24 protein-coding genes and 1 pseudogene are annotated in these 25696 nt (G+C 68.2%); 17 read left to right on the top strand and 8 right to left on the bottom strand.

The genetic code is table 11. The features are described from left to right. Nucleotides 1-104: 104 nt before the first annotated feature. The 3 genes and pseudogenes from OG584_RS32415 to OG584_RS32405 form a co-directional block, all read left to right on the top strand. Nucleotides 105-878, top strand: a complete 774-nt coding sequence (locus tag OG584_RS32415; protein ID WP_405783169.1) for a methyltransferase domain-containing protein — start codon at nucleotides 105-107, stop codon at nucleotides 876-878. A 929-nt stretch (nucleotides 879-1807) separates the two neighbouring features. Further along, complete coding sequence (locus OG584_RS32410) at nucleotides 1808-2392, top strand: dihydrofolate reductase family protein (RefSeq protein ID WP_405783167.1); 585 nt, start codon at nucleotides 1808-1810, stop codon at nucleotides 2390-2392. Continuing rightward, nucleotides 2389-2789, top strand: a pseudogene (locus tag OG584_RS32405) (VOC family protein); the annotation flags it as partial. The gene OG584_RS32410 and the pseudogene OG584_RS32405, both read left to right, overlap by 4 nt. On the opposite strand, the gene OG584_RS32400 reads toward OG584_RS32405, so the two are convergent. Next, on the bottom strand, nucleotides 2779-2994 hold the full coding sequence (locus OG584_RS32400) for a zinc ribbon domain-containing protein (protein ID WP_405783166.1): 216 nt from the start codon (nucleotides 2992-2994) through the stop codon (nucleotides 2779-2781). The pseudogene OG584_RS32405 and the gene OG584_RS32400 sit on opposite strands and share 11 nt — an antisense overlap. Before the next feature lie 363 nt (nucleotides 2995-3357). On the opposite strand from OG584_RS32400, the gene OG584_RS32395 reads away from it, so the two are divergent. Further along, entirely contained in the window at nucleotides 3358-3687 is a 330-nt protein-coding gene (locus tag OG584_RS32395) for a hypothetical protein (protein WP_405783165.1), read from the top strand. 639 nt (nucleotides 3688-4326) lie between these two features. After that, the gene (locus OG584_RS32390) at nucleotides 4327-5538 is read left to right on the top strand and encodes an IS110 family transposase (RefSeq protein WP_405774447.1); all 1212 of its coding nucleotides are present in this window, start codon (nucleotides 4327-4329) and stop codon (nucleotides 5536-5538) included. 64 nt (nucleotides 5539-5602) lie between these two features. Here the strand turns inward: OG584_RS32390 and OG584_RS32385 are convergent, their stop codons facing one another. The 3 genes from OG584_RS32385 to OG584_RS32375 all read right to left on the bottom strand — a co-directional run bounded on the left by OG584_RS32385 (nucleotide 5603) and on the right by OG584_RS32375 (nucleotide 7648). Then, nucleotides 5603-6370: a transposase gene (locus tag OG584_RS32385; RefSeq protein WP_405773694.1), complete on the bottom strand. Its 768-nt coding sequence runs from the start codon at nucleotides 6368-6370 to the stop codon at nucleotides 5603-5605. A gap of 43 nt (nucleotides 6371-6413) precedes the next feature. Beyond that, nucleotides 6414-6824 (bottom strand): ankyrin repeat domain-containing protein, encoded by a 411-nt coding sequence (locus OG584_RS32380; protein ID WP_405774445.1) that lies wholly within the window; start codon nucleotides 6822-6824, stop codon nucleotides 6414-6416. A gap of 167 nt (nucleotides 6825-6991) precedes the next feature. Beyond that, the gene (locus OG584_RS32375; RefSeq protein ID WP_405783164.1) at nucleotides 6992-7648 is read right to left on the bottom strand and encodes a hypothetical protein; all 657 of its coding nucleotides are present in this window, start codon (nucleotides 7646-7648) and stop codon (nucleotides 6992-6994) included. 108 nt (nucleotides 7649-7756) lie between these two features. Between OG584_RS32375 and OG584_RS32370 the strand changes: the two genes are divergently transcribed. The 9 genes from OG584_RS32370 to OG584_RS32330 all read left to right on the top strand — a co-directional run bounded on the left by OG584_RS32370 (nucleotide 7757) and on the right by OG584_RS32330 (nucleotide 18779). Continuing rightward, nucleotides 7757-8668 carry a hypothetical protein gene (locus OG584_RS32370; protein ID WP_405783163.1) on the top strand — a complete coding sequence of 304 codons (912 nt, stop codon included), beginning with the start codon at nucleotides 7757-7759 and terminating at the stop codon, nucleotides 8666-8668. Continuing rightward, the gene (locus OG584_RS32365; RefSeq protein ID WP_405783162.1) at nucleotides 8665-9423 is read left to right on the top strand and encodes a hypothetical protein; all 759 of its coding nucleotides are present in this window, start codon (nucleotides 8665-8667) and stop codon (nucleotides 9421-9423) included. Before OG584_RS32370 ends, OG584_RS32365 begins: the two co-directional genes overlap by 4 nt. A 107-nt stretch (nucleotides 9424-9530) precedes the next feature. Then, a complete protein-coding gene (locus OG584_RS32360; RefSeq protein WP_405783160.1) occupies nucleotides 9531-9971 on the top strand; it encodes a MarR family winged helix-turn-helix transcriptional regulator in 441 nt (146 codons plus the stop codon). A 29-nt stretch (nucleotides 9972-10000) separates the two neighbouring features. After that, nucleotides 10001-11803, top strand: coding sequence for an MFS transporter (locus tag OG584_RS32355; RefSeq protein ID WP_405783158.1), 1803 nt, complete (start codon nucleotides 10001-10003; stop codon nucleotides 11801-11803). Further along, a complete protein-coding gene (locus OG584_RS32350) occupies nucleotides 11800-12366 on the top strand; it encodes an isochorismatase family protein (RefSeq protein WP_405783156.1) in 567 nt (188 codons plus the stop codon). The genes OG584_RS32355 and OG584_RS32350 overlap by 4 nt, the downstream gene beginning before the upstream one ends. Further along, the gene (locus tag OG584_RS32345; protein ID WP_405783155.1) at nucleotides 12363-12935 is read left to right on the top strand and encodes a YbhB/YbcL family Raf kinase inhibitor-like protein; all 573 of its coding nucleotides are present in this window, start codon (nucleotides 12363-12365) and stop codon (nucleotides 12933-12935) included. Before OG584_RS32350 ends, OG584_RS32345 begins: the two co-directional genes overlap by 4 nt. A gap of 600 nt (nucleotides 12936-13535) precedes the next feature. Further along, on the top strand, nucleotides 13536-16073 hold the full coding sequence (locus OG584_RS32340) for a carbohydrate-binding protein (protein ID WP_405783154.1): 2538 nt from the start codon (nucleotides 13536-13538) through the stop codon (nucleotides 16071-16073). Nucleotides 16074-16635: 562 nt separating this feature from the next. Next, nucleotides 16636-18450: a CASTOR/POLLUX-related putative ion channel gene (locus OG584_RS32335; RefSeq protein ID WP_405783153.1), complete on the top strand. Its 1815-nt coding sequence runs from the start codon at nucleotides 16636-16638 to the stop codon at nucleotides 18448-18450. A gap of 167 nt (nucleotides 18451-18617) precedes the next feature. Further along, nucleotides 18618-18779 carry a hypothetical protein gene (locus OG584_RS32330; protein ID WP_405783152.1) on the top strand — a complete coding sequence of 54 codons (162 nt, stop codon included), beginning with the start codon at nucleotides 18618-18620 and terminating at the stop codon, nucleotides 18777-18779. 49 nt (nucleotides 18780-18828) lie between these two features. Here OG584_RS32330 and OG584_RS32325 read toward each other — a convergent pair whose 3' ends face one another. Continuing rightward, entirely contained in the window at nucleotides 18829-19509 is a 681-nt protein-coding gene (locus tag OG584_RS32325) for a DUF4232 domain-containing protein (RefSeq protein ID WP_405783151.1), read from the bottom strand. A gap of 369 nt (nucleotides 19510-19878) precedes the next feature. Beyond that, the gene (locus OG584_RS32320; protein WP_405783149.1) at nucleotides 19879-20388 is read right to left on the bottom strand and encodes a VanZ family protein; all 510 of its coding nucleotides are present in this window, start codon (nucleotides 20386-20388) and stop codon (nucleotides 19879-19881) included. A 254-nt stretch (nucleotides 20389-20642) separates the two neighbouring features. Here OG584_RS32320 and OG584_RS32315 point away from each other — a divergent pair, with 254 nt between their 5' ends. Next, nucleotides 20643-21314, top strand: a complete 672-nt coding sequence (locus OG584_RS32315) for a hypothetical protein (RefSeq protein WP_405783148.1) — start codon at nucleotides 20643-20645, stop codon at nucleotides 21312-21314. A 461-nt stretch (nucleotides 21315-21775) separates the two neighbouring features. Further along, the gene (locus OG584_RS32310) at nucleotides 21776-22570 is read left to right on the top strand and encodes a phytanoyl-CoA dioxygenase family protein (protein ID WP_405783147.1); all 795 of its coding nucleotides are present in this window, start codon (nucleotides 21776-21778) and stop codon (nucleotides 22568-22570) included. A gap of 199 nt (nucleotides 22571-22769) precedes the next feature. Here the strand turns inward: OG584_RS32310 and OG584_RS32305 are convergent, their stop codons facing one another. Both OG584_RS32305 and OG584_RS32300 read right to left on the bottom strand, forming a co-directional pair. After that, nucleotides 22770-24140, bottom strand: a complete 1371-nt coding sequence (locus OG584_RS32305) for an MFS transporter (protein WP_405783146.1) — start codon at nucleotides 24138-24140, stop codon at nucleotides 22770-22772. Then, nucleotides 24140-24748 carry a helix-turn-helix domain-containing protein gene (locus OG584_RS32300; RefSeq protein ID WP_405783144.1) on the bottom strand — a complete coding sequence of 203 codons (609 nt, stop codon included), beginning with the start codon at nucleotides 24746-24748 and terminating at the stop codon, nucleotides 24140-24142. The genes OG584_RS32305 and OG584_RS32300 overlap by 1 nt, the downstream gene beginning before the upstream one ends. 311 nt (nucleotides 24749-25059) lie before the next feature. Here OG584_RS32300 and OG584_RS32295 point away from each other — a divergent pair, with 311 nt between their 5' ends. Continuing rightward, nucleotides 25060-25653, top strand: a complete 594-nt coding sequence (locus tag OG584_RS32295) for a TIGR00730 family Rossman fold protein (protein ID WP_405783142.1) — start codon at nucleotides 25060-25062, stop codon at nucleotides 25651-25653. Nucleotides 25654-25696 lie beyond the last annotated feature (43 nt).

Raw genomic sequence — 25696 nt, 5'->3', positions numbered from 1 at the left:
CACACCCCCACACCTCGCGCTGCACACTCCACCGATCCGAGGTGACCTGACGTCAGAGTCCGCCCGCGACGGACAGAAAAGACACAACCCGAGGAGCACACCAGATGACGGTCATCTCGGACCAGTCGGCCCAGCGCGCCGATCAGTACGACACACACGAGGACTACCGAACCTACTGGTACGGACGCGAATACGAACACCAGGCAGAAGTCACAGCCCTACGCCGACTCCTGCGCGGCACATTCGTACCGCACGCCGTCGACGTCGGAGGCGGATACGGACGCCTCGTACCGACCCTGGGACGCTACGCGGAAAAAGTCACACTCACCGACTCCAGCCGCAAACAACTCGACACCGCGAAAACCCACCTCGCCGCCGAAGGAGGCGTAGAAATCCGCCTCGCCCCCGCAGGCACACTCCCCTTCGACAACGCCACCGCCGACCTCGTCAGCATGGTCCGCGTCATGCACCACCTCCCCGACCCCACAGACGCCCTCAAAGAAATCCACCGCATCCTGCGCCACGACGGCCGAGCCATCATCGAAGTCGCCAACAGCGCCCACGCCGCCAACCGCCTCAAAGCAGCACTCAACCGCCGCCCCCTCTCCCGCAACCCCATCGACCTGCGCTCCACCACCAACCGCGACCGCGACAGCATCCCCTTCGTGAACCACCACCCCGACACCATCACAGAACACATGCAACACACCGGATTCACCGTTGAACGCACCCTGTCGGTATCCAACCTCCGCCACCCACAACTCAAACGACTCCTCCCCACCCCCGCACTCAACACCCTCGAAAAGGCCCTCCAAGCCCCCCTCGCACGCACAGCATTCGGACCCAGCATCTTCTTCCTGCTCCGCAAAACCCACTGAACACAACCCACAACCCACAACCCGCGCCACCGACACCCACGGACCACAGCCCGGAGTCACCCGCACCACACACCGCGCCGCGACTCCGGGCCCAAAGACAGCGGATGCCGCAAAACCGCGAATGCCTCGCATGTTGTTCCGCTTCACCGCGGTGCAGCACCGAGGCCCGGTCCGCAGTCGAACCGCAGGTGTCAGGCTCCGGTCCGGCGCGACTGTCCTCGTAGCGCGCTGTCGGTATTGAATACCAGGCAGCTTGTCGTTCTTGGCCGTGGCGCCGGCCATCACCGCGTCGGGTGCCACCCTCGGGGAGAAGGGACAGGCATCTCCCGGGCGGCCTGCCGCGGCGATGACCACGAACCCCATGCTGTACGCGGCCTGCACACGTGTTGTTCACGGCGCTGCTCGTCGGCTGGGAGACACCGATGAGGATCATGTTGCCCTTGGCACCCCTTTTTTGTCGTTCACGGCCAGTTCGTTGCCCTTGCAGCGACCCTCAGCGGTGCCAGCGACCGGATCCCGGGCTCGTACGTGATTCGAGTTGTCGCTCTACTGGTGCTCTCTCCTCCCGACCCTGGGCACCCTTGCCAGGCAGTTACTTCGGTGAAAATGGCCGCCTATCCGGGCGAGGCATCCCCTAACGCACTGTCAGCTGGACAGGAGCCGGGCTGGAACCGGAGCATGATCAATAACGTGTTCCGACGGTACGCCCACACTCGCTCTCGCCGCCTAGCCTCTCCTGGCCGTCGTTGTCCCGGCCACCGCATCCAATTCCAACGTCGCTGCCCCGCCCGCACGCCTGGGCAGCAGGGCCGGCGCGTCAGGCCGATGAGATTGACGGTTGCCTGAAGTCTTCCTTGTGACGTGCCCGCCCCGTCGGCGGATCACGAAACGGCGAGTTCCGTTGTCATGGAGGAGAGAGGGAGGCCAGGATGCACAATCCGATTCGGCTGTACATGTCGATGTCGCTCGACGGCTACATCGCCGGGCCAGACGATCGGCCAGGTCAGGAGCTCGGACGCAACGGCGGACGGCTTTTCAACTGGCTCGACGATCGGGAATCCGACGGTCCGAGCGGCCAGATCTACCGCGAAGCGCTGGCAACCGGCGCGGTGATTTCCGGCCGACGGACCTTCGAACTCGCCGGGCGCTGGCAGGGCGACCATCACGACGGCGTGCCGGTCCTGGTCCTCACCCACCAGGTGGATGACGGGGACGTGCCACCCGGCCACGCGCGTTTCGTCACCGACGTCGAGGACTGCGCCCGTCAGGCTCGCGCCGCCGCCGGGGACCGGCCGGTCATGGTCCATGGCGCGGGGGCTGCCCAAGCGCTCCTCCGAGCCGGGCAGATGGACGAGATGGAGATCCACCTGGTGCAGGTCCTCCTCGGGGGCGGTCGACGGCTGTTCGACCACCTCGGTGGTGGTCACATCGAACTCGACCTCGTCCGACGGCTCGAGGATCGAGACGTCACGCACCTCCGCTACCGGGTGCGCCGGCCCGGGGAGGCCGCATGAAGACACTCTTCGTCGCCTACCGCGTCACCGATCTGGAGCACTCGCTCCCCTTCTGCTCCGCCTGGGCTACGGCGAGCTGGGAGGGGTCGAGTTCGACGACCGGAGCCGCCTTGTGGCCCTCAAGTTCCCCGGCGAACCGGCGGCCTCCCTCGAACTGGTACACCGTCCCGCCCACGGACGCGTCGATGTGGGCAGCGGAATCGACCGCCCCGCGATCCAGGTTGACACGCCGACAGTCACCCGGACGACGCCGGCCGAAGCCGGCCTGGGGCTGGAACCCGTCCAGTGTCCGGGTGGCCCTCACGACCCGAAGACGTCGTGGCTCACGGACCCGGACGGTTACCGGATCGAGCTGGTGGAGTGGCCGTTCGAACATCCCGACGGCATCACCGCAGCAGCCCGCCCGCGTCCGGCTCGGGCACCGGTCGCGCGCACTGGAATCCGGAGCGGGTGCGTCGGCTCTTGCGGTCGGGATGCCCGCACCAGTGGCAGGTCTGCGAGGGTTGGGCGGGGTTGACCGCGGTGACCTTCACGCCGTGGCGTTCGGCTTCGCACTCGATCCGGCGGCGGATCTCGCCGAAGCCGACAGCGAGGATGGCCATCGTGAGGCGTTCAGTCCGGCCTAGGCTGCCACGTTCTGCCTGGGTGCATCCTGGGCGCCGGACGCGGAGCGGGTCATGTTCTTCATCGCCCGCCGGGGGCTGCGGAGTTGTGGCTGCGGCCCGAACGGGACAGTGGTCGGACGGCCTCGAAATACCTCCTGGCGTGGCGCTCGGCCCGAGTGTCCGCTGGGGCGGGCCTCGGGGAGCTGAGGGCCAGCCGACTTGTTCCAGCGCGCTCAGTCCTCTTCCTCATGAACAGCCCATGGGTGAGGGGACTTTGGGCCTGTGGTTAAGTGATCGTTTCATGCAACATCCCGCGCCTGCCCTACGAGGGGAGTCGCGATTACTCAGGTGAGGTTCGAAATGGTCAAGCTCAGAGAGCGCATCGTCCGACGCTCTGCTGTCGTTCTGTCGGTCGCCATGATGGGCGCCGGCACGAGTGTGGCCCTGGCGCCCACCGCATCTGCGGCAGGGAGCTGCCAAACGGGCTCCATAGTCGTCAACACCAACGGCGTAAACTTCCGGACCGGGCACGGGACCAACTACTCGTCGCTGGGCATTCTCTACAAGGGGGACTGCGGCTGGCAGACAGAGGGCTACCCGGGCTGGTTCAAGATCAAGCTCGACAAGACGTCGAAGACAGGCTTGAAGGCCGGTACCACTGGCTGGGTCAGCATCAAATACGCGAACTGAAGCGGGTCCCGGCGCTGAGGTGACCTTCAGCCGGGCCGGCCATCGAAGAGGGGCGTCCTTGTAGGTCCTCTTGGGCTCTTGCCTATGGGGCTTCCGGTCTCGTGACGCCTGCGCAACCGCCCTTTCACGCTGCGCACGGGCGTGGTCTGGATGGGCGACGGGGCACCGGCCGCACCGCAGATCGACCCGGAAGTCCTGGCGCCCCGCGCGGTCGGCTCAATGAAGTTGGCCGGGCCCGCCAGCCGGTCGGTCCGCGGGTGCTCGCCGAGAGCCAGGTCGAGCAGTTCGAAGCCACCCTGCCCGCCAGGCCCGAAAGTTTTGGAAATCCCCGCGCACACACGGCGGCACCATCCGGCGCAGACCGAAACCGAAGTGTTCGGGATCGCAGACGACGCCCCCCCCCGTTACCTTTTTCGTGGCTCCGCAATGGGGCCTCCGGCCTTCGGGTCCGGCATGACTTCCCCCCCTTGTTGTTCATGATCCGGGGGGTGGTGTCACCGGGTCCGGAGGCATCGACGGACCGCTGATGAGGGGCTTGAGCACCGGCTTCACCCGAGCCGGAAGAGCTCTCCGTAACGTGGATGTGGCAGCTCGGTGCCGAGGCAAGGCCGGACGAAAGCGTGGTGGAGGGGCCTGCACGTGATCGATACCGGCGACATCGACGTCTTCCTCGGCCTGGACGTCGGCAAGGGCGAACACCACGCTACCGCCGTCACACCGGCCGGGAAGAAGGCGTTCGACAAGCGGCTGCCCAACACCGAACCCAAGCTCCGGGAGCTGTTCGCCAAGCTGAAGGCCAAGCACGGGACGGTGCTGGTCGTGGTCGACCAGCCGGCCTCAATTGGCGCCCTGCCGCTGGCGGTCGCACGGGACATGGGCTGCCCGGTCGCCTACTTACCGGGCCTGACGATGAGGCGGATCGCCGACCTCTACCCGGGCGAGGCCAAGACGGACGCGAAGGATGCGTTCATCATCGCGGACGCGCCCCGCGCGATGCCTCACACGCTGCGGGCGATCGACGGCGAGGACGAGACGATCGCCGAACTGGAGATGATCGTCGGGTTCGACGACGACCTGGCCGGGGAGGCAACGAGGGTCGCGAACCGGCTCCACGGCCTGCTGACCCAGATCCATCCGTCGCTGGAGCGAGTTCTGGGGCCGCGGTTGCAGCACCCGGCCGTCCTGACCTTGCTGGAGCGGTTCGGGTCACCCGCCCAGATCCGCAAGGCGGGTCGGCGCCGCCTGGTCACGCTGTTGCGGCCGAAGGCCCCACGGATGGCAGAACGACTGGGCGAGGACATCTTCGACGCCCTGGACGAGCAGACCGTCACCGTCCCGGGCACCGAGGCGGCGGCACTGATCGTCCCGAGCCTGGCCGGATCCCTGACAGCGGTCCTCGACCAGCGCAAACTTCTGGCCGCACGGATCGAGGAACTCCTGGAGGCCCACCCCCTTTCGAAGGTCCTGAGGTCGATGCCGGGAGTCGGCGTCAGGACCGGAGCACGGATCCTGATCGAGGTCGGCGACGGCAGCACCTTCCCGACCGCCGGCCACCTCGCCGCCTATGCAGGACTCGCCCCCGCGACCCGCAGCTCAGGCTCCTCGATCCGCGGCGAACAGCCATCCCGGAGAGGAAACAAGCAGCTCAAACGGGCCTTCTTCCTCTCCGCTTTCGCCGCCCTAGGCGACCCGGCATCGCGGACCTACTACGACAAGAAGATCACCCAAGGGAAGCACCACACCCAAGCACTGCTCTGCCTCGCCCGACGACGGGCCGACGTCCTCTTCGCGATGCTCCGCGACGGAACCTTCTACGAACCGCGACCCGCCACGGCCGACAGCGGAGCCTAAGACCTGTCCCGTAAATGATCTCTGCCTGGTGTGGACGTGGGCGGTGACCAGCCCGACCGCTCGTCTATCCGGCGAGGTTGAGGTTGTGCAGGCGGGCGATGCCGAGCATGGCGTGGTGGACGCCGTCGCCCTTGAGGCGGCAGTCGCGGAGGATTTTCCAGGTCTTCATGCGGGCGAAGACGTGCTCTACGCGGGCGCGGACCTGTTTGTGGGACTTGTTGTGGGCGTGTTTCCAGTCGGGCAGTTCCTCGCCGTTGCGGCGCCGGTGTGGCATCACCAGCCCGGTGCCCGGATAGCCGCCGTCGGCGATTGTCATCGTCTTGCCGACGGCGGCCTTCGCGCCGGACTCCTCCCACGCCTTGCAGTCGTTGCGGTTGCCGGGCAGAGGCCGGCCGACCACCACAACGAGCCGAGTGTCGGCGTCGATAACGACCTGGTGGTTCGTGGAGTACCGGTAGTTCTTGGACTGCTCGGCGATGGTGTGGTCGCGGGTGGGCACCAGGGTGCCGTCCACGATGAGCACGGTGTCCTTGCGGAACCGCTTGCGGGGCTGCAGCGCGAGGGACGGGCCGAGGTGGTCGATGATGCGGTCGGCCGCGGACTTCGAGATACCGAAGAGAGGGGCGATCTGGCGCAACGTCAAGTTCGTGCGCCAGTAAGCCGCTACCAGCAGCACCCGGTCCTCCAGCGGAAGAGACCACGGGCGGCCCTTGCGGACCGGATCTGCACCTTCGCGGCGCAGCGCGGTCACCAGCTTGCCGAAGATACGCGGGCTCAGCCCGGTGAACGGGGCTATCCAGGACGGCTCCGACGCCGTGATCACACCAGACACAGCAAGATCATCTCACCTGTGACCAGCAGTTACGGGACAGGTCTTAGGCGAGAGTCTCTTCACAACCCGGAAGGTGGCGGGCCACGTCGTGATTGGCGATCCGGTCCGCCAACGTCCGCGGGCTCGCTCCATGAGCGTTCACACGGTCGGAGTCGGCACCTGCTTCCAGCAGCAGCCGAATCACCGCGCCCTCGCCCCGCGAACAGAACACCGCCCTCCACAGCGGCGTATTGCCATGACGGTCCGCAGCATCGACCGTCACACCGGCGGCAAGCAGGGCTTCGACGACCAGGGGATCCTGGGCCTGCGCCGCAAAATGCAACGGCGTCCAGCCATCGGCATCAGCAGCCCCCGGGTCGGCACCCTCAGCCAACAGCACCCTCAGCACATCCACGTCCCCATCGGCAGCGGCATAGTGCACCGCCATCCGCCCCAACCGATCCCGATCCGTCATGCCAACCATCCTCACCCGGCTTGACCAAACAGATAGGGGCACCCCCCCCGGAAGCCGGCGTTGCAACTCGTACGCGCTCTGCGTCTTTCTCCACCGAACGGCTCGTTGATCCAGAGAACCATGCCTGGCCGCCGGGGGCGCCGAGCCTGCAGTCACCCGGCTCCGTGTCACTCGTAGAGACGGCTCGCCGAGTCGGTGACCTGCGTCTGACGGTCCGGGACCGTGTAGGCGAAGTTGAGAACGGTACGGCGCACACCGTGTCTGTTCAAAGGTGTCACCCGGTGAGCGGTGAGGTCACTGCGCAGCAGGTAGGCATGGCCCGGGTGGTGGTGCAGGCTTCGGGTGCCCGAGCCGCCCAGCGCTTCGAGGTCTGCTGTGCCGGGGGCGAATTCCAGCAGCCCGCCGTCGGCGGGACGGGGCGGTGCGTCGATGAAGAGAACCAGAGCGAGGGGGTAGTCGTCGGTGTGAGCACCGTGCGTGTCGCCGGGGCGGTGCAGGATGTTGAGCACGTGCCGTTCCACCGGCTGCTCGACCGGCACGACACGGCGGTCGAAGACCGTGCTGAGGAGAGCGAGCAGGGCGGGGTCCCGGTACAGGTTCGCGATGACGCCGGATTCCTGGGCGATCCGGTGCCCGCCGACGGTGGTCATGTGCCGTGGGCTGTGCGCCATGGACTCCATGGTGAAGTCGCGCCGGGCCGCCTCCTCCCTCTCCAGCCGTCCGGCCTCCTGGCGCAGTACTCGCAGGCCGTCAGCGGTGAGGAAATCCGGCAGGGGCAGATAGCCGTCAGCGGCGAAGCGCCCTGTCAGCGAATCGGTTTCCATCGGCATCGTCAGCACGAGCACAGCGCTACCACCCCGCGCCGGACGCCAAACGTTCTCACCGGAGCAGCAGCCGGTGCGTGTGGTCACCGGCTGTGCTGTACTGGGCGTGTGGAGCGTAAGCGCACACTGCCATGGGCAACACACACGGAGCGGCCCGGCGACGCGGCTGCCGACGCCGCGCGCGCCGAGAAGGCTGACGCGGTGCGCAACCGGGTGCGGCTCATGATCGAGATCACTGCGCGGGCGGGGGCGTACCGGAAAGGGCTGGTTGAAGCAGCCCGGCGGCTGAGCCCCGAGGAAGCGACGATCCTTTCCGATCTGGAGCAGCACGGTTTGCAGGTACCGCAGTTGCACGATGTGCTGTGCGGTGGCCATGTGCTGGTGGACGACCCGCAGTTGTACAAGGACTGGCTGTTCGACAAGGTCAGCCATCCGCGTCTGTCCAGCCATCACCGGGACATCGACAAGAAGCTCTATCCCGACATCGGGATGCGCGGCCACGTGGTGCGGGAGAAGCTGCACGGACGCACCGCCCAGGGCACCTGGGTGCAGCTGGAGAAGACCCCGGCGGCCTTCGGCGGGCGCAAGCTGCCCAGCCTCAACGACCTCCGGCATCTCATGGATTACGTGGTCTACCGGCTCACCCGCAGCAATGTCGGCCCCTGGGGCCTGTCCCGGATGACTGAGCGGCACCCGTTGTACCTGTCGCCGGTGCTGGCAGTCCCCACGTCCCTGACACCCCCGGTCGCACAGTTGCTGACTCAGACACTTCGCCGCATCGAGGAGGCTGACGACGCCACTGCCGTGTCCCAGGATCTGGCAGCGCGGTTCCCGCCCCCGGACCGGCCGGACCCGGCTGCCGAGCTGGGCCGGTCGCTGCCCGGCAGGGCAGGGCGGGGGCTCTTCGGGAGTTCCGAGGTGTGGGTGACCGAGACACCCTCGGCGAGCGCCGCCGCAGTTCTACGTGAAAGCCGCGTGCCGGCTGCGGCGGGCTCGTGGCAGACGGAAAGGCCGACATGAGCGACGACGCGCGCGAAGTTCCCGCTGCCACACCGTCGGACCCCGGCGCGGCATCCGTCCCCGCGGGGCTGGTCTCGGCCGTGGTGGATCTGGTGCATACCGGGCCGGTACTGCTCGGTGCGTACACCATCGCCGAGCTCACCGCCGTCGACGCGATCGTGGACTTTCTGGAGGCCCGCCCGTCGGACGAGGTACTCGCTGAGGCCGTCCGCTCACTGGCGGCACGGCAACTGCTCCTCGCGGGTGATACCGGCGAGCAGGTCCAGGTACAGGGCGACCTGGGCATCGCCGTGGCGTTCCAGCAGAGAGCCCGCAAGGTGCTTGACGCCCGCACGACCGGGTCACAGCCTGGCGAGCCGTGGCGGATCCTGGTACTCCCCCAGCCCGAGCAGATCTGCCTCATGGTCCGCATCGACGCGCTGGGCATCCACCAGATCGGTCTGTACAAGCTCGACGAGGCGCTTCGGATGCTCACGGACTGGCTGCCGCAAGGCGCGTCTGCGGATCCCGATCCGGCGACCGACGCCGAGGCCGTACTCACCGCGTCGGAGCGTTCCGCACTGGTCACCGTCACCCAGTACACCGCGCAGGGGTCGGCCGAGATCGCCGGCGTCAGCAGCGATCTGATCCTCGCCCGGAGTGACGGGCGGCTGCACTTCTTCTCCCGGGACCCCCACGCCCGGGACAAGCTGGTGCCGAGCCCGGCAGCGGGCAAGGACGGCGTCCAAGAGCGGCTCGTCGAACTGCTGGCTTAGGGGTCCTTGCGCATCACCCCCATCGTCACCACCCGCTCAGCACATGGGCACACAGCTGCATGATGGGGTGATTTTACTAAGGCTGCTTGATAAAGTAGCCTTAGTACATGAACGACGATCTGGATCCCGCTGGAGTCGCATCAGCTCTGCTGGCGAGCTTCAGTGTGCTGCTGCGACGGGTGCGCCAGGTGCCCACCGACGGCGGACTCACGATGCCCGAGCGGACCGCCCTGTCACACCTGGACCGTTCGGGCCCGACCACCTCTTCTGCGCTGGCCCGGGATGTGCAGATCACCGCGCAGGCCATGGGAGCGACGCTCAGCACGCTGCGGGCCAGGGGTCTGGTCGAGCGCCGCCCCGACCCGGACGACGGCAGGCGCGTGGTGCTGACGGTGACCGACGCCGGCCTGCAGGCGCTGAGGGACAAGCGCAACGCGCGGGCTGAACTCATCGCCCAGGCCCTGACCAGCGGCACGTTCACCCGGGATGAGCTGAAGCAGCTCGCAGCGGCCGCCGCGCTGCTGGAGCGACTGGCACAGAACATCTGACGCCGAAGGAACCTCGAGGAAACACCCTGATGACGGATCCTCCCAGGACACTCGCTCCACGCCGCTCGGCCGCCGACCGGTACAAGTGGACGGCGCTGACGAATACGACGGCCGCGGTCTTCATGTCCGCACTGGACGGCTCCATCGTGCTGATCGCCCTGCCGGCGATCTTCCGCGGCGTACACCTGGACCCGCTGGCTCCGGGCAACATCGCCTATCTGCTGTGGATGATCATGGGGTACCGGCTGGTCCAGGCCGTCCTGGTGGTCACGGTGGGGCGCCTGGGAGACATGTACGGCCGGGTCAGGATCTACAACTCCGGGTTCGCGGTCTTCACCGTCGCCTCGATCCTGCTGTCCTTCGATCCCTTCGACGGCGGCCACGGGGCGATGTGGCTGATCGGCTGGCGACTGGTGCAGGCCGTCGGCGGCTCGATGCTCACCGCGAATTCGGCGGCGATCCTGACGGACGCCTTCCCCAAGGAGCAGCGTGGCTTCGCCCTGGGGATCAACCAGGTCGCCGGTCTTGGCGGGATGTTCATCGGCCTGGTCGCCGGGGGGCTGCTGTCGACCTGGGACTGGCGGGCGGTGTTCTGGGTGAACGTGCCTGTCGGCGTGTTCTTCACCCTGTGGGCCTACCGCACCCTGCGTGAGACCGGAAAGCGCGGCGGCGGCCGGATCGACTGGTGGGGCAACATCACTTTCGCTGTGGGCCTCAGCGCGGTCCTGATCGCCGTGACCTTCGGCCTGCAGCCCTATGGCGGGCGCACCATGGGCTGGACGAATCCGCTGGTCGACGGACTCATAGCCGGCGGCCTGGTCCTCCTGGCGGCATTCGTCGCCATCGAGAACCGCGTCTCCGCGCCGATGATCCAACTTGGACTCTTCCGCCTGCGGGCCTTCACGTTCGGCAATCTGGCGGGCCTGGCCATCTCGATCGGCCGCGGCGGGATGCAGTTCGTACTGATCATCTGGCTGCAGGGCATCTGGCTTCCGCTGCACGGATACGACTACAGCGACACGCCGCTCTGGGCCGGCATCTTCATGCTGCCGCTGACCGCCGGTTTCCTCGCCGCTGGGCCCGTCTCCGGGTATCTGTCCGACCGGCTCGGCTCCCGGGGCCTGGCCACCGGCGGCGCGGTGCTGTTCGGCGCCAGCTTCCTGGGACTGATGCTCCTGCCGATCGACTTCAGCTACTGGGTCTTCGCCGTACTGATCGCGCTCAACGGGATCGCCAGCGGCATGTTCGCCTCCCCCAACTCCTCGTCGATCATGGGCAGCGTGCCCACCCACCTGCGCGGTGTCGCCTCCGGCATGCGCGCCACGTTCCAGAACTCCGGCACCGCCGTCTCCATCGGCGTGTTCTTCTCCCTGATGATCGCGGGGCTGGCGGGCAGCCTCCCGCACACGCTCACCAGCGGCCTGCAACAGCAGGGCGTACCGGCTCACGTCGCCGCCCAGGTCGGCGGCCTGCCCCCGGTCTCGTCGCTGTTCGCCGCGCAACTGGGCGTCAACCCGATCCAGCACCTTCTCCAGCCCAGCGGCGCCCTGGCCCACCTGACAGCGGCGCAGCAACAGGCTCTGACCGGACGCGAATTCTTCCCGACCCTGATCGCCGGCCCCTTCCACTCCGGCCTGGTCGTCGTGTTCGCCTTCGGCGCCGCCCTCGCCTTCCTCGCCGCGATCGCTTCGCTGCTACGCGGCGCCAACTCCGCCCGCCCGGCCGGGGCGGCAGAGCCTGCCACCGGTCGCGAAGCGTCAACCACAGCCGCGACTCCCGCCCTCGGTGGGAGCCACGACGAGGAAACCACCAGCAGAAGGACAGCGCCATGACACTGACATCCATGGACCCGAAGGCGGCCCTGATCGTCATCGACCTGCAGAAGGGAATCGTTCCGGCCGACCCGGACCACCCCTTCGCTGCGGTCGTCACACACTCGGCGCAGCTGGCTACGGCGTTCCGCGAGCGCGACCTGCCGGTAGTCCTGGTGAATGTGACCGGTCAGCCCGCAGGCCGCACCGACAAGGGCAGGCCCGGCGCGGGCACCGCTTTCCCGCCCGGCTGGACCGATCTCGTCGATGAGCTCGATGTGCAGCCGACCGACCACCTGGTCACCAAGCGGCGGCGCAACGCCTTCCACGACACGGGATTGGACACCCTGCTGCGGGACCTGGGGGTCACTCAGGTCGTACTGACCGGTATCTCGACCAGCTCGGGTGTGGAGTCGTCCGCCCGTGCGGCCTTCGACTGCGGCTACCACGTCGTCCTGGCCACCGACGCCATGGCCGACCCGGACGCCGAGGCCCACCGCAACAGCATCGAGCGGATCTTCCCCAAGACCGGCGAGACCACCACCACGGCCGCGGTCATCGACAGTCTGGAGGCCACACGATGACGCTCCTCGGCCGACTCCTGACCAACCGCAGAGCAGGCGACACCCACACGGCCTGGAAGATGCCCAACCTCCAGGGCCCCGAGCTGCTGACCCTCACCAGCCGGCAGTTCAGCGACGGCGGTTCCATGCCACTGGACAACTGCGCGAAGCACGTCGGCGGCGCGGACCTCTCCCCCCATCTGGCTTGGAGCCCGCTCCCGGCCGGCACCGCACAGCTCCTCCTGGTCGTCGAGGACATCGATATCCCCATCGGGAAGCCCGCCGTACACTGCCTCGCCCTGATCGACCCGGCAGCCGGCGAACTGGAGCCGGGCGCCCTGGCCGGGAAACAGCCCGGCTCAGGGGTACGGGCGCTGAGGTCCACCATCGGTCGCGGCTACCACGGCCCCGCCCCCGTCAAGGGCCACGGGCCACACCAGTACGTCTTCCAACTCTTCGCCCTGGAAAGCCCTTTGGGCAGTGCTTCCGGAGCGGCGCCCCCGGAGCGGGCACGACCCCGAACGCTCCTGCCCACCATCACCTCCCCCGTCCTCAGCCGCGGCCGGCTGACCGGCGTCTTCGAACGCTGACCGGGGCGAAGGCCCCCAACACAGCCACATCACAGGCAGCGTGCCCGGGGCGGCCGGCTCTCCGGAACAACCCGGAGCCCCGGCTGCCCCGGGCACGAGCAGGTCAACGGGAGGCACGTTCCGAGGCGTTCAGCCTCCCGTGTACGGAGCGACGGGCGCCTTTCGTCCGGTCGGGGTGGGTCCGTGTGCCGACGAGGGCCGTGGAGCGGGCTGTGGTCGACACGGCCAGAGGCCCACGGTTGTATCCATGAATGAAGACCTGAACCATGAACACAGATGTACCTCCATCTCAGGTCTGGCTTGCCAGGGGGCGCATTCAGGCCCATCTGATTACGCAGCGATTCAGGTGACTGAACGATGCTGAAAAATGTTTCTTCGTCTTGAGTGTTGACCTCAAAACCGACACGACCGCACACTGAGCGTCATCCCCCACCCGAGCGAACGGCACCCCCACGCACCGGACGGGCCCAACAGCCGACCCGCCACGACATCCCGCGTACGAACAGCGTGCGCGTTTTCCTCCGCACCTCAGCGAAGCACTGTCGCCTGCCTCCGCAGCGCGCGATTTGCGCTGCACCGCAACGAGACGAGGAGCACCTCATGACCGGGTTCAACCGTCGCGATTTCCTCAGAGTCACCGGTGCCGGGTCCGCCGCCCTTGTGCTGCCACTGACGGGCGGGGCCGTGCGGGCCAACGCGACCGCCGCCCGGCCGGCGGTGCTGCGGGGAAGCGTGCACACCTCAGGCACGTGGCAGGTGACCGCGAGCGCCTTGGGCTGGACCTTCAGCGGTTCGGTCGGCTCGGCGGCGACCGGGATCACCACCACAAGGGGAGCGGATGCTCTGGGCACCTACAGCGAGACCGGGTTCACCTTCCGGTCGGGCGCGCGGAAAGGCAGCATCCGCGTGTACGACGGTGCGTCGTCCGTCGTCTTCACCGACACCTACGTCACAGCGGCCGCCAACACCGACCCGTTCCCGACCTTCACCCGTTACCCGGAACTCGGGCACCAACTGAGCCACAGCGACTGCTTCGGGAGATTCCAGTTCAACACCTTCGCGGGCGCGTCCGACAGCCCGTGGGTGTTCTTCGACGACGCGGGCAACACCTTCGTGCTCTCGGCGGCGAACCACTTCCAGGAGGCGCAGACCACGCAAGCTCCGGACGGCTCGATCGCGGCCGGGGTGATCAGCTCGATCGGCACCCTGCCGGCCGGGTACACCCGGCGGACGATTCTGTCGGCCAAGGCCGGTATCGGCTCCGCCCACCGCGCCTGGGGCAGCGCGCTGACCCGGCTCGCGGGCAAGCCTCTGCCCGCCAACGACGCGGGCCCGATCCTCAACACCCTGGGTTACTGGACCGACAACGGCGCGGACTACTACTACAAGTACGAGCAGTCGAAGGGCTATACGGGCACGCTGCTGGCCGTCCGCGACGAGTGGGCGTCCCTGAAGATCCCGATGGGCTACATGCAGCTCGACAGCTGGTGGTACCCCAAGGGCCCAGACAGCGACTGGAACGACCTGCCGGACGGCACTTCCCGCTACGAGGCGGACAAGGAGCTGTTCCCGGACGGACTCGCCGCATTCCAGAAGAAGTTGGGGATGCCGCTGGTCACCCACGCCCGGTGGATGGACCAGTCGAGCCCGTACCACGGCCAGTACGCGTTCTCCGACGACGTCATCATCGACCCGGCGTTCTGGAAGAGCGTCATGGACTCCCTGCACGAGGCCGGGGTCGTCGTCTACGAGCAGGACTGGCTCTGCAACAAGGCCAAGCCCGCCGAGAATCTCACCGACGCCGACGCTTTCTTCGACAACATGGCCCACCACGCCGCGGCAGACGGCATGGACCTCCAGTACTGCATGGGACTGCCGCGTGACTACCTGCAGAGCACGCGCTACCCGAACCTGACAACCATGCGGGTGAGTGACGACCGCTTCGACCGACCGAAGTGGGACATGTTCCTGTACGACTCACAACTCGCCGGCGCGCTCGGGGTGTGGCCGTGGGCCGACGTCTTCATGAGCGGTGAGCTCAACAACCTGCTGCTGGCGAATCTTTCGGCAGGGCCGGTCGGCGTCGGAGACGCGCTGGGCAAGGTGAACGCCGGCCATCTGTTCCAGGTGGTGCGCCCCGACGGAGTCATCGTCAAGCCGGACGTGCCGATCGTCCCCACCGATGCCACTTATGTCGCGGAGGCGTCCGGAAAGCTGCCCGCCATGGTGGCCTCCACACACGTCACCCGGACCCCAGACCTGACGTATCGTTATGTCTTTGCTTACGCCAGGAACTTCGTCGCGCCGCAACGGATCTACCAGGCGGAGGACGCGACGCTGTCGGGGGCGGTCGTCGGCTCGGACAACTCCGGCTACACCGGCAGCGGCTTCGCCGACTTCCGGCACGACGATGCCGATTACGTGGAGTGGACGGTACAGGCCCCCGCCGCGGGCACTTACACACTGCAATTCCGCTACGCCAACGCCTCCTTCACCGACCGGCCGCTCGCGGTCACGGTGAACGGCGGCGACCCCCACACCGTGCCGTTCCCCTCGACCGGCTGGTGGACGTCATGGGGCGTCGTGGGCCTGACGGTCACGCTGGCAGCGGGCGCGAACACCGTGCGCGCCACGACCACGGGGTCGAACGGCGGCAACATCGACTGGCTGGGCGTCACTCGGGGCACCGTGGCGACCGGCATGTCCCAGAAGACCTCTTTCGACTTGTCGGAGGTGGGCGTGACCGGCCTGGCCTATGTCTACGACTACTACGCGGCCACCGGCAGGCTGGTCGGCGCGGGCGGCAGTGTGCACGCCACCGTCGGGAACGGCACGTACTGGGTCATCGCCCCGGTGGGCGTCTCCGGTATCGCCTTCCTGGGCGACGCGGGGAAGTTCGTCCCGCACGGCGACAAGCGCATCCCGCACCTCAGTGACGACGGCAGCGTGCACGCCACGGTCGCCTTCGCCGTCGGGGAGGGGCCGGTGACCCTGCACGGCTACGCACCCCGCAAGCCGACCGCCACCGCCACCACCGGCAGCGTCGGCGCCGTCGCCTACAACACGTCGACCAAGCTCTTCACGGTCTCCGTCACCGCGGCGGCGACCGACCGGGCGGTCATCACCATCACGCCCTGACAGCACGTGCGCCACCCCTGTGCCAGCCGCCAGGTGAGTCCCCGACGTCGATCGGGCAAGCGGATCCGCAGCCCTCCGGGGACGGTCGGGAGAGGGGCGCGGAGAGGCTCAGCCGGACTGCGCGCTCGGCTTCAGAACCAAGAACCCGCACCGAGGCGCCGCGCACCACGGCCAGTCTGCCCCACCTCGCCATCAGCACGCTCCGCCAGGACGCCCGACACCACCATCGCCGCGGCCCTACGACGCACCGGCCGCGCCTGCCGCCGTCCCCTGAAAACCTTCGGCATCAACTGACGGACCAGGACAGATCACCAATCCGCCATGCCCCCTGGGTCCAACCCGTCCCCGTTCAGCACGGTGTTCGTAAGGTCTCCTCCGCCCCATGAACACGTCACCAAGCCGGACACGTCTCATGATCCGCCCCACACAGGCTGTAGCACGCCGACGGGTGCGCCTCGGCCGCATTGCGCGGTTCGCATCCTTTCGGGTCACGGTGGTGGCGGCGCGCCGCGGCAAGGGTAGGAACGATCCGTCGCACAGGGCTGGACGGGGGGGCGGGTGAATGCGCGGACGTACAGAAGCACGGATCCGTACCCGTCTGCGGTACTGGTTCGACAACTTCCTGGCCCGCAGCACCCTCACCCTGGTGGCCTGTCTGACCCTCGCCTGTCTGGCCGTCGTCATTCCGGCGAGCGTGGCCCAGGTGCTGGTCGGCAGGCCTGTGCCCGTCACGCTCGCGGGACAGGCGGCGGCGGTGTGGACCACGGTCGGCGCCACACTGCGGATCGGGGGTGCGGTCGGGGCCCCGTCGTTCGTCGTGCTGTCCGTGCTGCTCGCCCTGGTGAGTCTGCTGTTCGTCTCCACGCTCGTCAGCGTGATCACCACCGGCATGAACGACAAAATCCTTGAACTGCGGCTCGGGCGCTCGACGATCGTGGAGCAGCGGCACACCGTGGTCCTCGGCTGGTCGGACCAGGTGTTCCCGGTGATCTCCGAGTTGGTGACGGCCAACGCCCATCGGCGCAGAGCCACCGTGGCGCTGCTGGCCCCGCGTGACAAGGTGCAGATGGAGGAGGAGATCACCACGAAGGTGGGCGCCACCGGGACCACACGGGTGGTCTGCCGCAGCGGATCGCCCACCGACCCCGCCGTCCTGGCCCGGGTCAGCCCGCACACGGCGGCCGCGGTCATCGTCCTGTCGCCGGGCGACCACGAGGGCGACCGGACGGTGGTAAGGACGCTGCTTGCGCTCGGTACCGTCCTCGGCGACGCCGCCTCAACCACCGTCGTCGCCGCCGTGCGCGAACCCTGCCATCACACGGCCGCGGTGCTCGCGGCGGGTCCTGGCGGCCGGGTCCTGGACATCGACGCCATCACCGCCCGCCTCCTCGCCCAGTGCTCGCGGCAGCCCGGACTGTCCCTCGTGCACCAGGAGTTACTGGAATTCGCGGGCAGCGAGTTCCACACCGTCCAGGAGCCCGCGCTCACCGGCCGGACCTACGGCGAGGCACTGCTGTCGTACGCGCGCTCCTGCGTGGTCGGTCTGCTGCGCCCCGACGGACGGCCCGCGCTCAACCCGCCCGCTTCCACAGTGATCACCGCGGGGGACCGCATCGTCCTGATCACGGAGGACGACACCACCGCGATCGTCTCGGACGAACCGTTCCCGTTCGACGAGAACGTGATCGTCGTGCCCGCACCGCGCGAGACCGGGTCGGCGAGGATGCTGCTCATGGGGTGGAACCGCAGGGCCCCGCTGATCATCGATCAGCTCGCCCGGTACGTGGGGCCGGATTCGCGCCTCGATCTGGTGCCCGGCGGACCGTGGGCCCCGCACGACCTGCACGTCCTGGCGTACGACAGTGTGATCGTGCTGGGCTCGGACGCGGCGGGGAGCGTCAGTACCGCGGACTCCGACTACCACGTCCTGGAGACCTTGCTGCATCTGCGGGCCGCCGAGCAGGCGGCAGGGCGGTCACTGCACGTGGTCGCCGAACTGTCCGACGACCGCAACCGGCTGATCGCTCCCATGAGCCCGGGTGCCGATTTCGTCGTCAGCGGCCGGCTCATCAGCCTCCTGATGACGCAGATCAGCGAAAACCCCCGTACCGCTGCCCTGTTCGAGGAGCTGTTCACCGCCGGCGGCAACAGGATCCACCTCGGTCCGGCCGCCGACTACGTACCTCTGGGCCCCGAAGTCGCGTTCGCCGACGTCGTGGCCTCCGGCCGCCGCTGCGACCGGTCCGTCATCGGCTACCGGCTCCACGCGGGATCGGGCACCGGCCCCCGGTTCGGGGTCCGGGTCAATCCCGACAAGGACGAACGCGTGGTCTTCGGCGATGCCGACACCGTCATCGCGATCATGCGGGACCGTTAGCGCCGGTGCGGCGGATCATGGCGCGGGCCCGGGGTCCGGCACTCCCCCGAGCTCTCCACTTCGTTCGAGTGGGGAGACCCGCTCCCTGCGGCGTTGTCGTCGGTTGCGGGACGCACGGTTCCACTACCTCAACGAGGGGCACGCGACCACCAGTCCGGTGGGACCTGGTGATCAGCGCGGGCACGAAGAAGCAGGAACTGGCCGACCCGTTCAAGAACAACGGCCGTGAATGGGAGCCGGGAGGTGAACCGGTGCGGGACGATACCGGCGAGTTCCCGAACGTGAGCTGGGCCGAGCGACGCCCAGCGGCATCCACGACGTCGCCCTGACAAGCCCTCCGCGGAACGGAACAGGGACAGAGACAGAGACAGGGACAGATCAGCCTCCCTGACCGGCGCTTCCGATCGGGCCGATCTTCACGGGAGAGCCGGAACCGTCCGTGATGGGCAGCGTGCGGGCGCCCGGCCAGGAAAGGGTGACCGACTTCGTCTCGTCGGGCGGGGTCACCACAAGCCCCGTGACGCGGATACCGGATCCGCCCGACTTGTTGAACGGGTAGGTGATCGGGAAGTCGATCGCCCTGCCGTTCTTGAGGATGCCCGGACTGCCCTCCTGACCAGTGCGCTTCGCGGACAGCGGCCCAGAGGTGGTCTTCAGATCGACGCCCGCGTACCCGGAGATCGCGCAGTCCCGGCCGCTGTGGTTCGTCAGCTCCACCACGACGGTGGCGTCGGTGTCACCGCCGATGGTGTTGTCCTTAGCCGTGATCGCCAGATCATCGGTGCGGCACTTGGCAGCCCTGCCTGCCGCGTCGGAGCCCGTCCCGGCAGCGGCATTCTTCCCGTTCGAGCCCGATCCGGCGGACTCCTTCCCGCCGCCCTGATCCGAACTGTCCGAGCCCGAACCGCTGCCCGAGGAAGACGCGCTGGACCCGGAGGGGGCGCCGGACGCCGACGACGAGTCGCTCTGTCCCGCGCCGGCGTCATCGTTCTGGCAGGCCGTCAGTGAGAGACCGGCCGCAACGGCGAGGGCTGCGAAGGTGAGCTTGTGAACGCGCATCGTTTCTTCCTCAGTATCGGTGGGCAGCGCCGACCGGTCCTTACGGGCCGGTACCAGCGAGCGTTTCTGATCATCAGAACCCGCCTCGCCCGGTGAACCGTTCCGCTCAGCGAATTCCTAAGACACTCCTGTTACACACAGCCTGTTGCACACAGCAGCCAGGAACGGCACACCATCACCGGGCCTGCCGGCGACGCTGAGTGCGGCAACCAGCCGGGACGGTAGTGCACTTCAGCGGGACGGCGGACCCGGCCGGGGCGGCCCTGAGGGGGCCTTGCGCTATGCCCGCCCGGGTCGCGTGCGCCGACCACGCGTGGCGCAAGGCGCCTGCCCACGCGACCTCGCCGGACGCTCATAGTGCAAGGACCCCTAATTCGCGCCGATCCGCCCGGTCGGCCGGGGCCCGCGCGCACGGCCGATCAGCCACCCCAGCAGCGCACCGACGGCGACGCCCAGGGTGTTGTTCGCCCAGTCGAGGGGCTGGCAGGACCGTACGGGGTCGAGCGTCTGGAGCAGTTCGACCACCACCCACGCCGCCGACCCGGCGAGCGCCACGACCACTGGCCGCCGGCAGGCCAGCGTGCCCAGCAGCCCCATGGGCACCCACAGCACTACGTTGACGGCGTTGTGCGCGAAGCCGCCCGTGAGGGTTCGGACCGAGTCGCCGGTCATGCACGCCCCGAGACGCCCGGCGGTCCCGGCGACGATCTGATCGGGCAGCGTGATCCCCAGACACACCGCCACCGCGAGCAACGCTGCGAGCGTGATGCCGACCGGTCGGCCCGTTCTCCGTGCGGCCGGCCGGCACGCAACCACCGCGGCTACCGCGAGGACCAGGGCCAGCGCTGCCATCACGGCGCTGTGCATCGAGGAAGACATGGAAGGAACCTACGCTCGACTGGCACGTCATGCCAGAGATGCACGGAGTGCCGCACATGAAACCTGCAACCGACAACTCTGCACTCCTTGAGCCCACCACTCGGCATAGACAGACCACTTCCGCCCGGGACGCAGCCCAAGAGGACGGTAGGCACCATGCGGGGCACGGCCATGTGCAAGTCGTGAGCGCAGACGTCCGCAGACATCTATCGTGAAGCGATCACGACAACACAGTGACTGGACGCAGGAGCAGAATGATCACCGCCGGACAGACGGGCGCTCGGACCATCACAACACTCGCCGCCGTCACCTTGGCTGTCGCGCTGAGCGCCGGCTGCACCTCTGAAAGCGAAAGCGCGGGAGCGCCCGAAGCCGATTCCGGCAAGCCCAGCACTCCGCAGTCGGCGCCCTTGGAGGAGGAAGCGCTGAAAGCCGCGCTTCCCAATCAGTTCAATGTGCCGGAGGACGTCTCAGAGGAGCGAATCAGGAAGACCTGGGACACCACCGATCCCATCTACTGTCAGTCAGAGGGGTGGCCGGATGAGTGGTGCGCCAAAGCGGACTTCGCCGGAGCTGCAGGGTTCACCAACCTGGATGACCAGGAACTGGTCATCCGACTGATCTCCTTTCCCGACATCAAGACAGCGGCAGCCCTGTTCAAAGGCGAGGGAACACCCGATGAAGTGGGCGAAAACCCTCCCGGAGACGAGATCGACGGGTTCGACATCGACGATCCCAACGGAGCCTCGGACTGGACCGGCCATGGGATCAACGTCCGGCAGGGGGCCGTGATCGGAAAGATCGAGTACACCTGGAAGCAAGGGACGTTCATCCCGTCAGGCAGACTCGCATCGATCACCGCCATGGTCGTCAAACGCGTCCAGCAGGCGCAGCACGGAGAAACACCGATCGCATCAGCCCGGTAGCACCCACAAGCAAGCCTGAGCCCTCACACATAACCGCGTCACACATCCCGATCCCTGCCAAGTACTGGGAAACGATCACCAGGGCCACGGGAAGCGATCTTGAGCGGCTCGTAACACCCATGCTCAGACCCACTCGTGAACTCCCCCTCCTTTGAGCGCGGCGCCGAAGAGCAGGCCCCGTCACTCGTCGCTCCGCCGCAGCGCGAGGCGGACCGCCACGCGACGAATGGCCGACGCGCGTTGCATGCGGTGAGATCCGCCAGGCGTCGGCGATGGACGGCTGGCGCGCCGAGTCGACGGACTCGCCCCCGGGGGGAGGACCGCTTCGGCGGGCGTCCAGGCGACATGCGGCAGGCCGGTCATACGGATGTGTCCGGTCGATCACCATCGAGTGTCTCGACGGACCGCCTGACACCAGGAAACCGAGTTGCCCTCGCGCGAGGGGTCGATGAAGCTGCCGGGTGACCGACGAGCCGAACCCGCAGGGGATACCGATGTTGTCCGACGCCGAGATCGATTCCTTCATCACGGACGGATTCGTCCGGGTCCCGGGGGCAGTCCCCAGGGGTACTGCCGAGGGGTGCCGCACGCAGTTGTGGGAGGCGAGCGGTTACTCCGCCGACGACCCCGGGAGCTGGATCGAGCCGGTCGTACGGATCGGCAGCATGGCCACACCGGCCTTCCGTGAGGCGGCCAATACTTCCGAACTGCACGCGGTATACGACCAGTTGGTGGGTGCGGGGCGCTGGCGCGCTCCGCTCGGGCTGGGCACCTTCCCGCTCCGGTTCCCGAGTGAGAAGGACCCCGGTGATGACGGCTGGCACCTGGACGCGGGCTGGACCGCGGAAACGGGCGATTACCGGGTGAATCTGCGCTCGCGCGGGCGGGCGCTGCTGATGCTCTTCCTCTTCTCCGACGTCGGCCCCGACGACGCGCCGACCCGTATCCGGGTCGGCTCGCACCTCGACCTGCCACCGCTGCTCGCTCCAGCAGGAGAGGAGGGGCGGCCGTGGTTCCCGTTGTGCGCGGAGGCCGTCCCTCTCTCCGCGCACCGTCGCGAGGTGGCCGCCACCGGGGAGGCCGGGGACGTATATCTATGCCACCCGTTTCTGATCCACGCCGCACAGAAGCACGGTGGAGACACCCCGCGATTCCTCGCCCAGCCGCCGCTGGAACCGACGGACCTGCTCAACCTGCACGGCCCGGCGCCCTCGCCCGTCGAACGTGCCGTGCTGGCAGGCTTGAACCCGCTCTGAGGCGCGAGCCTTCCCCTGCGAGAGCCGCGGGCCGTCGACCCACCCGGGCCGCCTCGATCGCGCCCAACTCCGTACGCGCGGCGCAGCGTCCCCGTCCGCCGTGTGCGCATGCCTGGCGGTGCGTGCGTGACGGTGCGTGCGTGCCTGGCCCGCCCCCGCAGAGCTTGTCGGACTTCGGGAGCGGGCAGAGGCGCGCCGGTCAGCGTGAGGTGGTCGCAGGCTTCGGGTCGGTGCTGGGAGTCGGGGGTGGGTGCGGGGTCTCCGCTGTCTGGATTTCCGGGGCGTTGCGGGTACCCAGCACCAGCAGGGTGATGAGACCGGCTGCCAGGTAGAGGAGCGCTTGGGCGTTGAGCAGCGGGACAGGGCCCAGGCGGTCGGCGAGCAGGCCCGCGATGGCCATGCCGATGGCCTGGGCACCGTTGAACGCCGCGTAGAAGGAGCCGAGTGCCCGGCCCAGGTGTCCGGGTGGGACGCGTTGCTGGACCATGCCGAGGACGCCCGCGTAGTAGATGCCTCCGGGCAGGCCGACCACGGCGAACAGGCCGATGTAGACGCCGAACGCGGTGGTGGCGGGTGCGTTCCAGATCAGCAGGGCCAGGGCCGAGAAGCCGAGGGCACCCCAGGTGATGAGCGGTTTGGGGTGCACACGGGTGCCCAGGGCGCCCAGTACCAGGCCGCCCGCGATGCCGCCGATGCCCTGGACGCTGCGCAGCAGACCGATCTGGGCATCGCTGCCGTGCAGCGTCTTGGCGACGAAGACGACGAACAGGACCACGAACAGGCCCTGTCCGATGGCGCAGAGGATCGCGGAGAGGAACGAGAAGCGCAGTCGGCGGTCGTCCAGGATGACCGCGACGCCCTCCCGCCAGTGCCGGAAGACCTGGGCCAGGCCTGATGTGTCCGGTTCGGCGGCCTCGGCCGGTGGCGGTACCGGCTCTGCGGGTACGGTCCCGGTGCTCTCGGGCCGGCGGATGCGGCTGACGACCGCGGCCGCCAGGAGCAGGCCGACGACCGAGGCCGCGGCGACCGGCCGGAGCCCTCCGGCCACCACGATGCCGCCGAGCAGGCTGCCACCCAGACGGCCGAGATTGGAGTTCAGGACGACAAGGTTGCTGGCCGCCGCGCTCTGTCCGGGGTCGACCAGGTCCGGCAGCAGGGCGTTCTTGGAGGTGAGGACGAACTGTGCGCAGACCGCGCGCCCGGCGATCACCAGGTAGACGAGCCAGAGCTGGTCACCGGAGGAGACGAGGAGCAGCAGGGTGACCAGGGCCGCGTGGAGCAACGTACAGCCGAGAAGCAGTTTCCTGCGGTCCAGGCGGTCGGCGGCGACTCCGGCGAGGGGGCTGACCAGGACGCCGGGAGCGAGTTCGATGAGGAAGGCGAGAGAGGTCGTCATGGCCGAGCCGGTCATGCGGTAGACGAAGATCGGGATGGCGGTGACGAGCATCCAGTCGATCGTGTCGTCGATGAGTCCGGCCGCCCAGAGTGCCCGGAAACGCTGGTGGTGTATCGGCGAGTTGCGGGCGGTGCCGGTGCTGTCGGGGGGCTTCTGTTTACGGGATGTCCTCATCAACTGAGCTCCTTGGGGCGGCGGAACGCCTGGACGCTGAAGCTGATCTCGGACGCCTCGGGCGGCACCTGTTCCCGATGGGCGATGATGTACGGCCGCACCAGCAGGTCGATGACCGAGGTGAGGTGGACCAGCTCGTCCGGGGTGAGGGTGAGCGCGTAGGAGTCGAACACCGCTGCGCGCTGCCAGGGTTCGTCCAGGGAGCCGAAGCCCGCGAGGAAGGACCTGGCCAGCCGGGTGAGTTCGCCCAGTTCGGCGCCGACGACCGCGGAGTGGGCGGCCAGCGTCTCGGGTGCGTCGCCGTCCGGAAGGAAGTCGAAGCCGGTGGCCACGGCCCGCCAGGGCCGGTCGCGCGCGTCCGCACCCTCCTCGGCCTCGGCCCGCTCGACGAGTCCGTATCGGTGGAGCAGGCGCAGGTGGTAGCTGCAGTTGGAGGCCGAGTCACCCGTCACCTCGGCGCATCGGCTCGCGGTGGCCGGCCCCGTGCGCATCAGGTGGTGGAGCAGGCGCAGGCGCAGGGGGTGGGCGAAGGCGCCGAGGACGCGCACGTCGGTGATCGGCACCCGGCCGGGGCCGGTTCCGGGGTTCGCTCGTGACGTGAAAGACATCTTTCAATACTGCGCTCGGGTCCATCGACTCCGCAAGGCCGTGACGGGTCATGAGGCGTTGGATCAGGCCATTCCTGGAGGAACGCGAGGGAGAACTCCCTGGCCGGAGAGGAATGCGAGGAGTTTCGAAATATTTATTTCACTTGCTGGAAATGGGGTGCGGGATTCGCTGCTCCTCCTTTCACGGCTCCCCACTCCTCCTCGTTCTTCCTCCCGCGGTGGAAATCCATTCCGGCCTGCCCAAATACCCACGTGAATTGTCTAGCCTGCCGGAAAAGATCCGTCGAACCTCACGAGGAAAGGATTTCGATATGGCTCTTCCACCCTCAGGCGCGCGCCGCGTCGGCGTGCTGTGCGGATCACGTGGCGGCCGGACCCCGCTCTACGTGGAGTCCGCCACCGCGCTCGGCGACGCGCTCGGGCGGCGAGGCGCCGACCTGGTGTACGGAGCGGGCGGTTCAGGCGTCATGGGCGCCGTGTCGCAGGCCGCGCACCGGGCCGGCGCGAAGGTGACCGGGGTGATTCCACACGCCCTGCACGAGCGGGAGCGGGCCGTCGAGGCCTGCGGTGAGATCTTCGTGGTGCCCAGCATGCACGAGCGCAAGGCCCTGATATACCGGCTCTCGGACGCATTTCTGGTGCTGCCCGGCGGATTCGGCACTCTGGACGAACTGATGGAGGTGGCAACCTGGAACCAGCTGGGCTATCACCAAAAGCCGGTCGTGCTGGTCAACGTGCGGGAATTCTTCCAGCCGCTGATATCGATGCTCGACCGGATGGAGGAAGAAGGCTTCTTCACGGCCCGCGAGCGCTCCATCGTCCGGGTCGCGGACGGCACGGATGCGGCGCTGGACATGCTGGGGCTGCCCCGCCCGGCGCCCACGGCGCGGATGGTGCCCGCCTGAGCGCCACCGGCCCGAGAGCGCACAGGGGTGGGGTCCCGCGCCG

The sequence above is a fragment of the Streptomyces sp. NBC_00859 genome (genome assembly GCF_045161865.1).
GTDB lineage: Bacteria > Actinomycetota > Actinomycetes > Streptomycetales > Streptomycetaceae > Streptomyces.
This window is presented reverse-complemented; position numbering and strand designations above follow the sequence as displayed.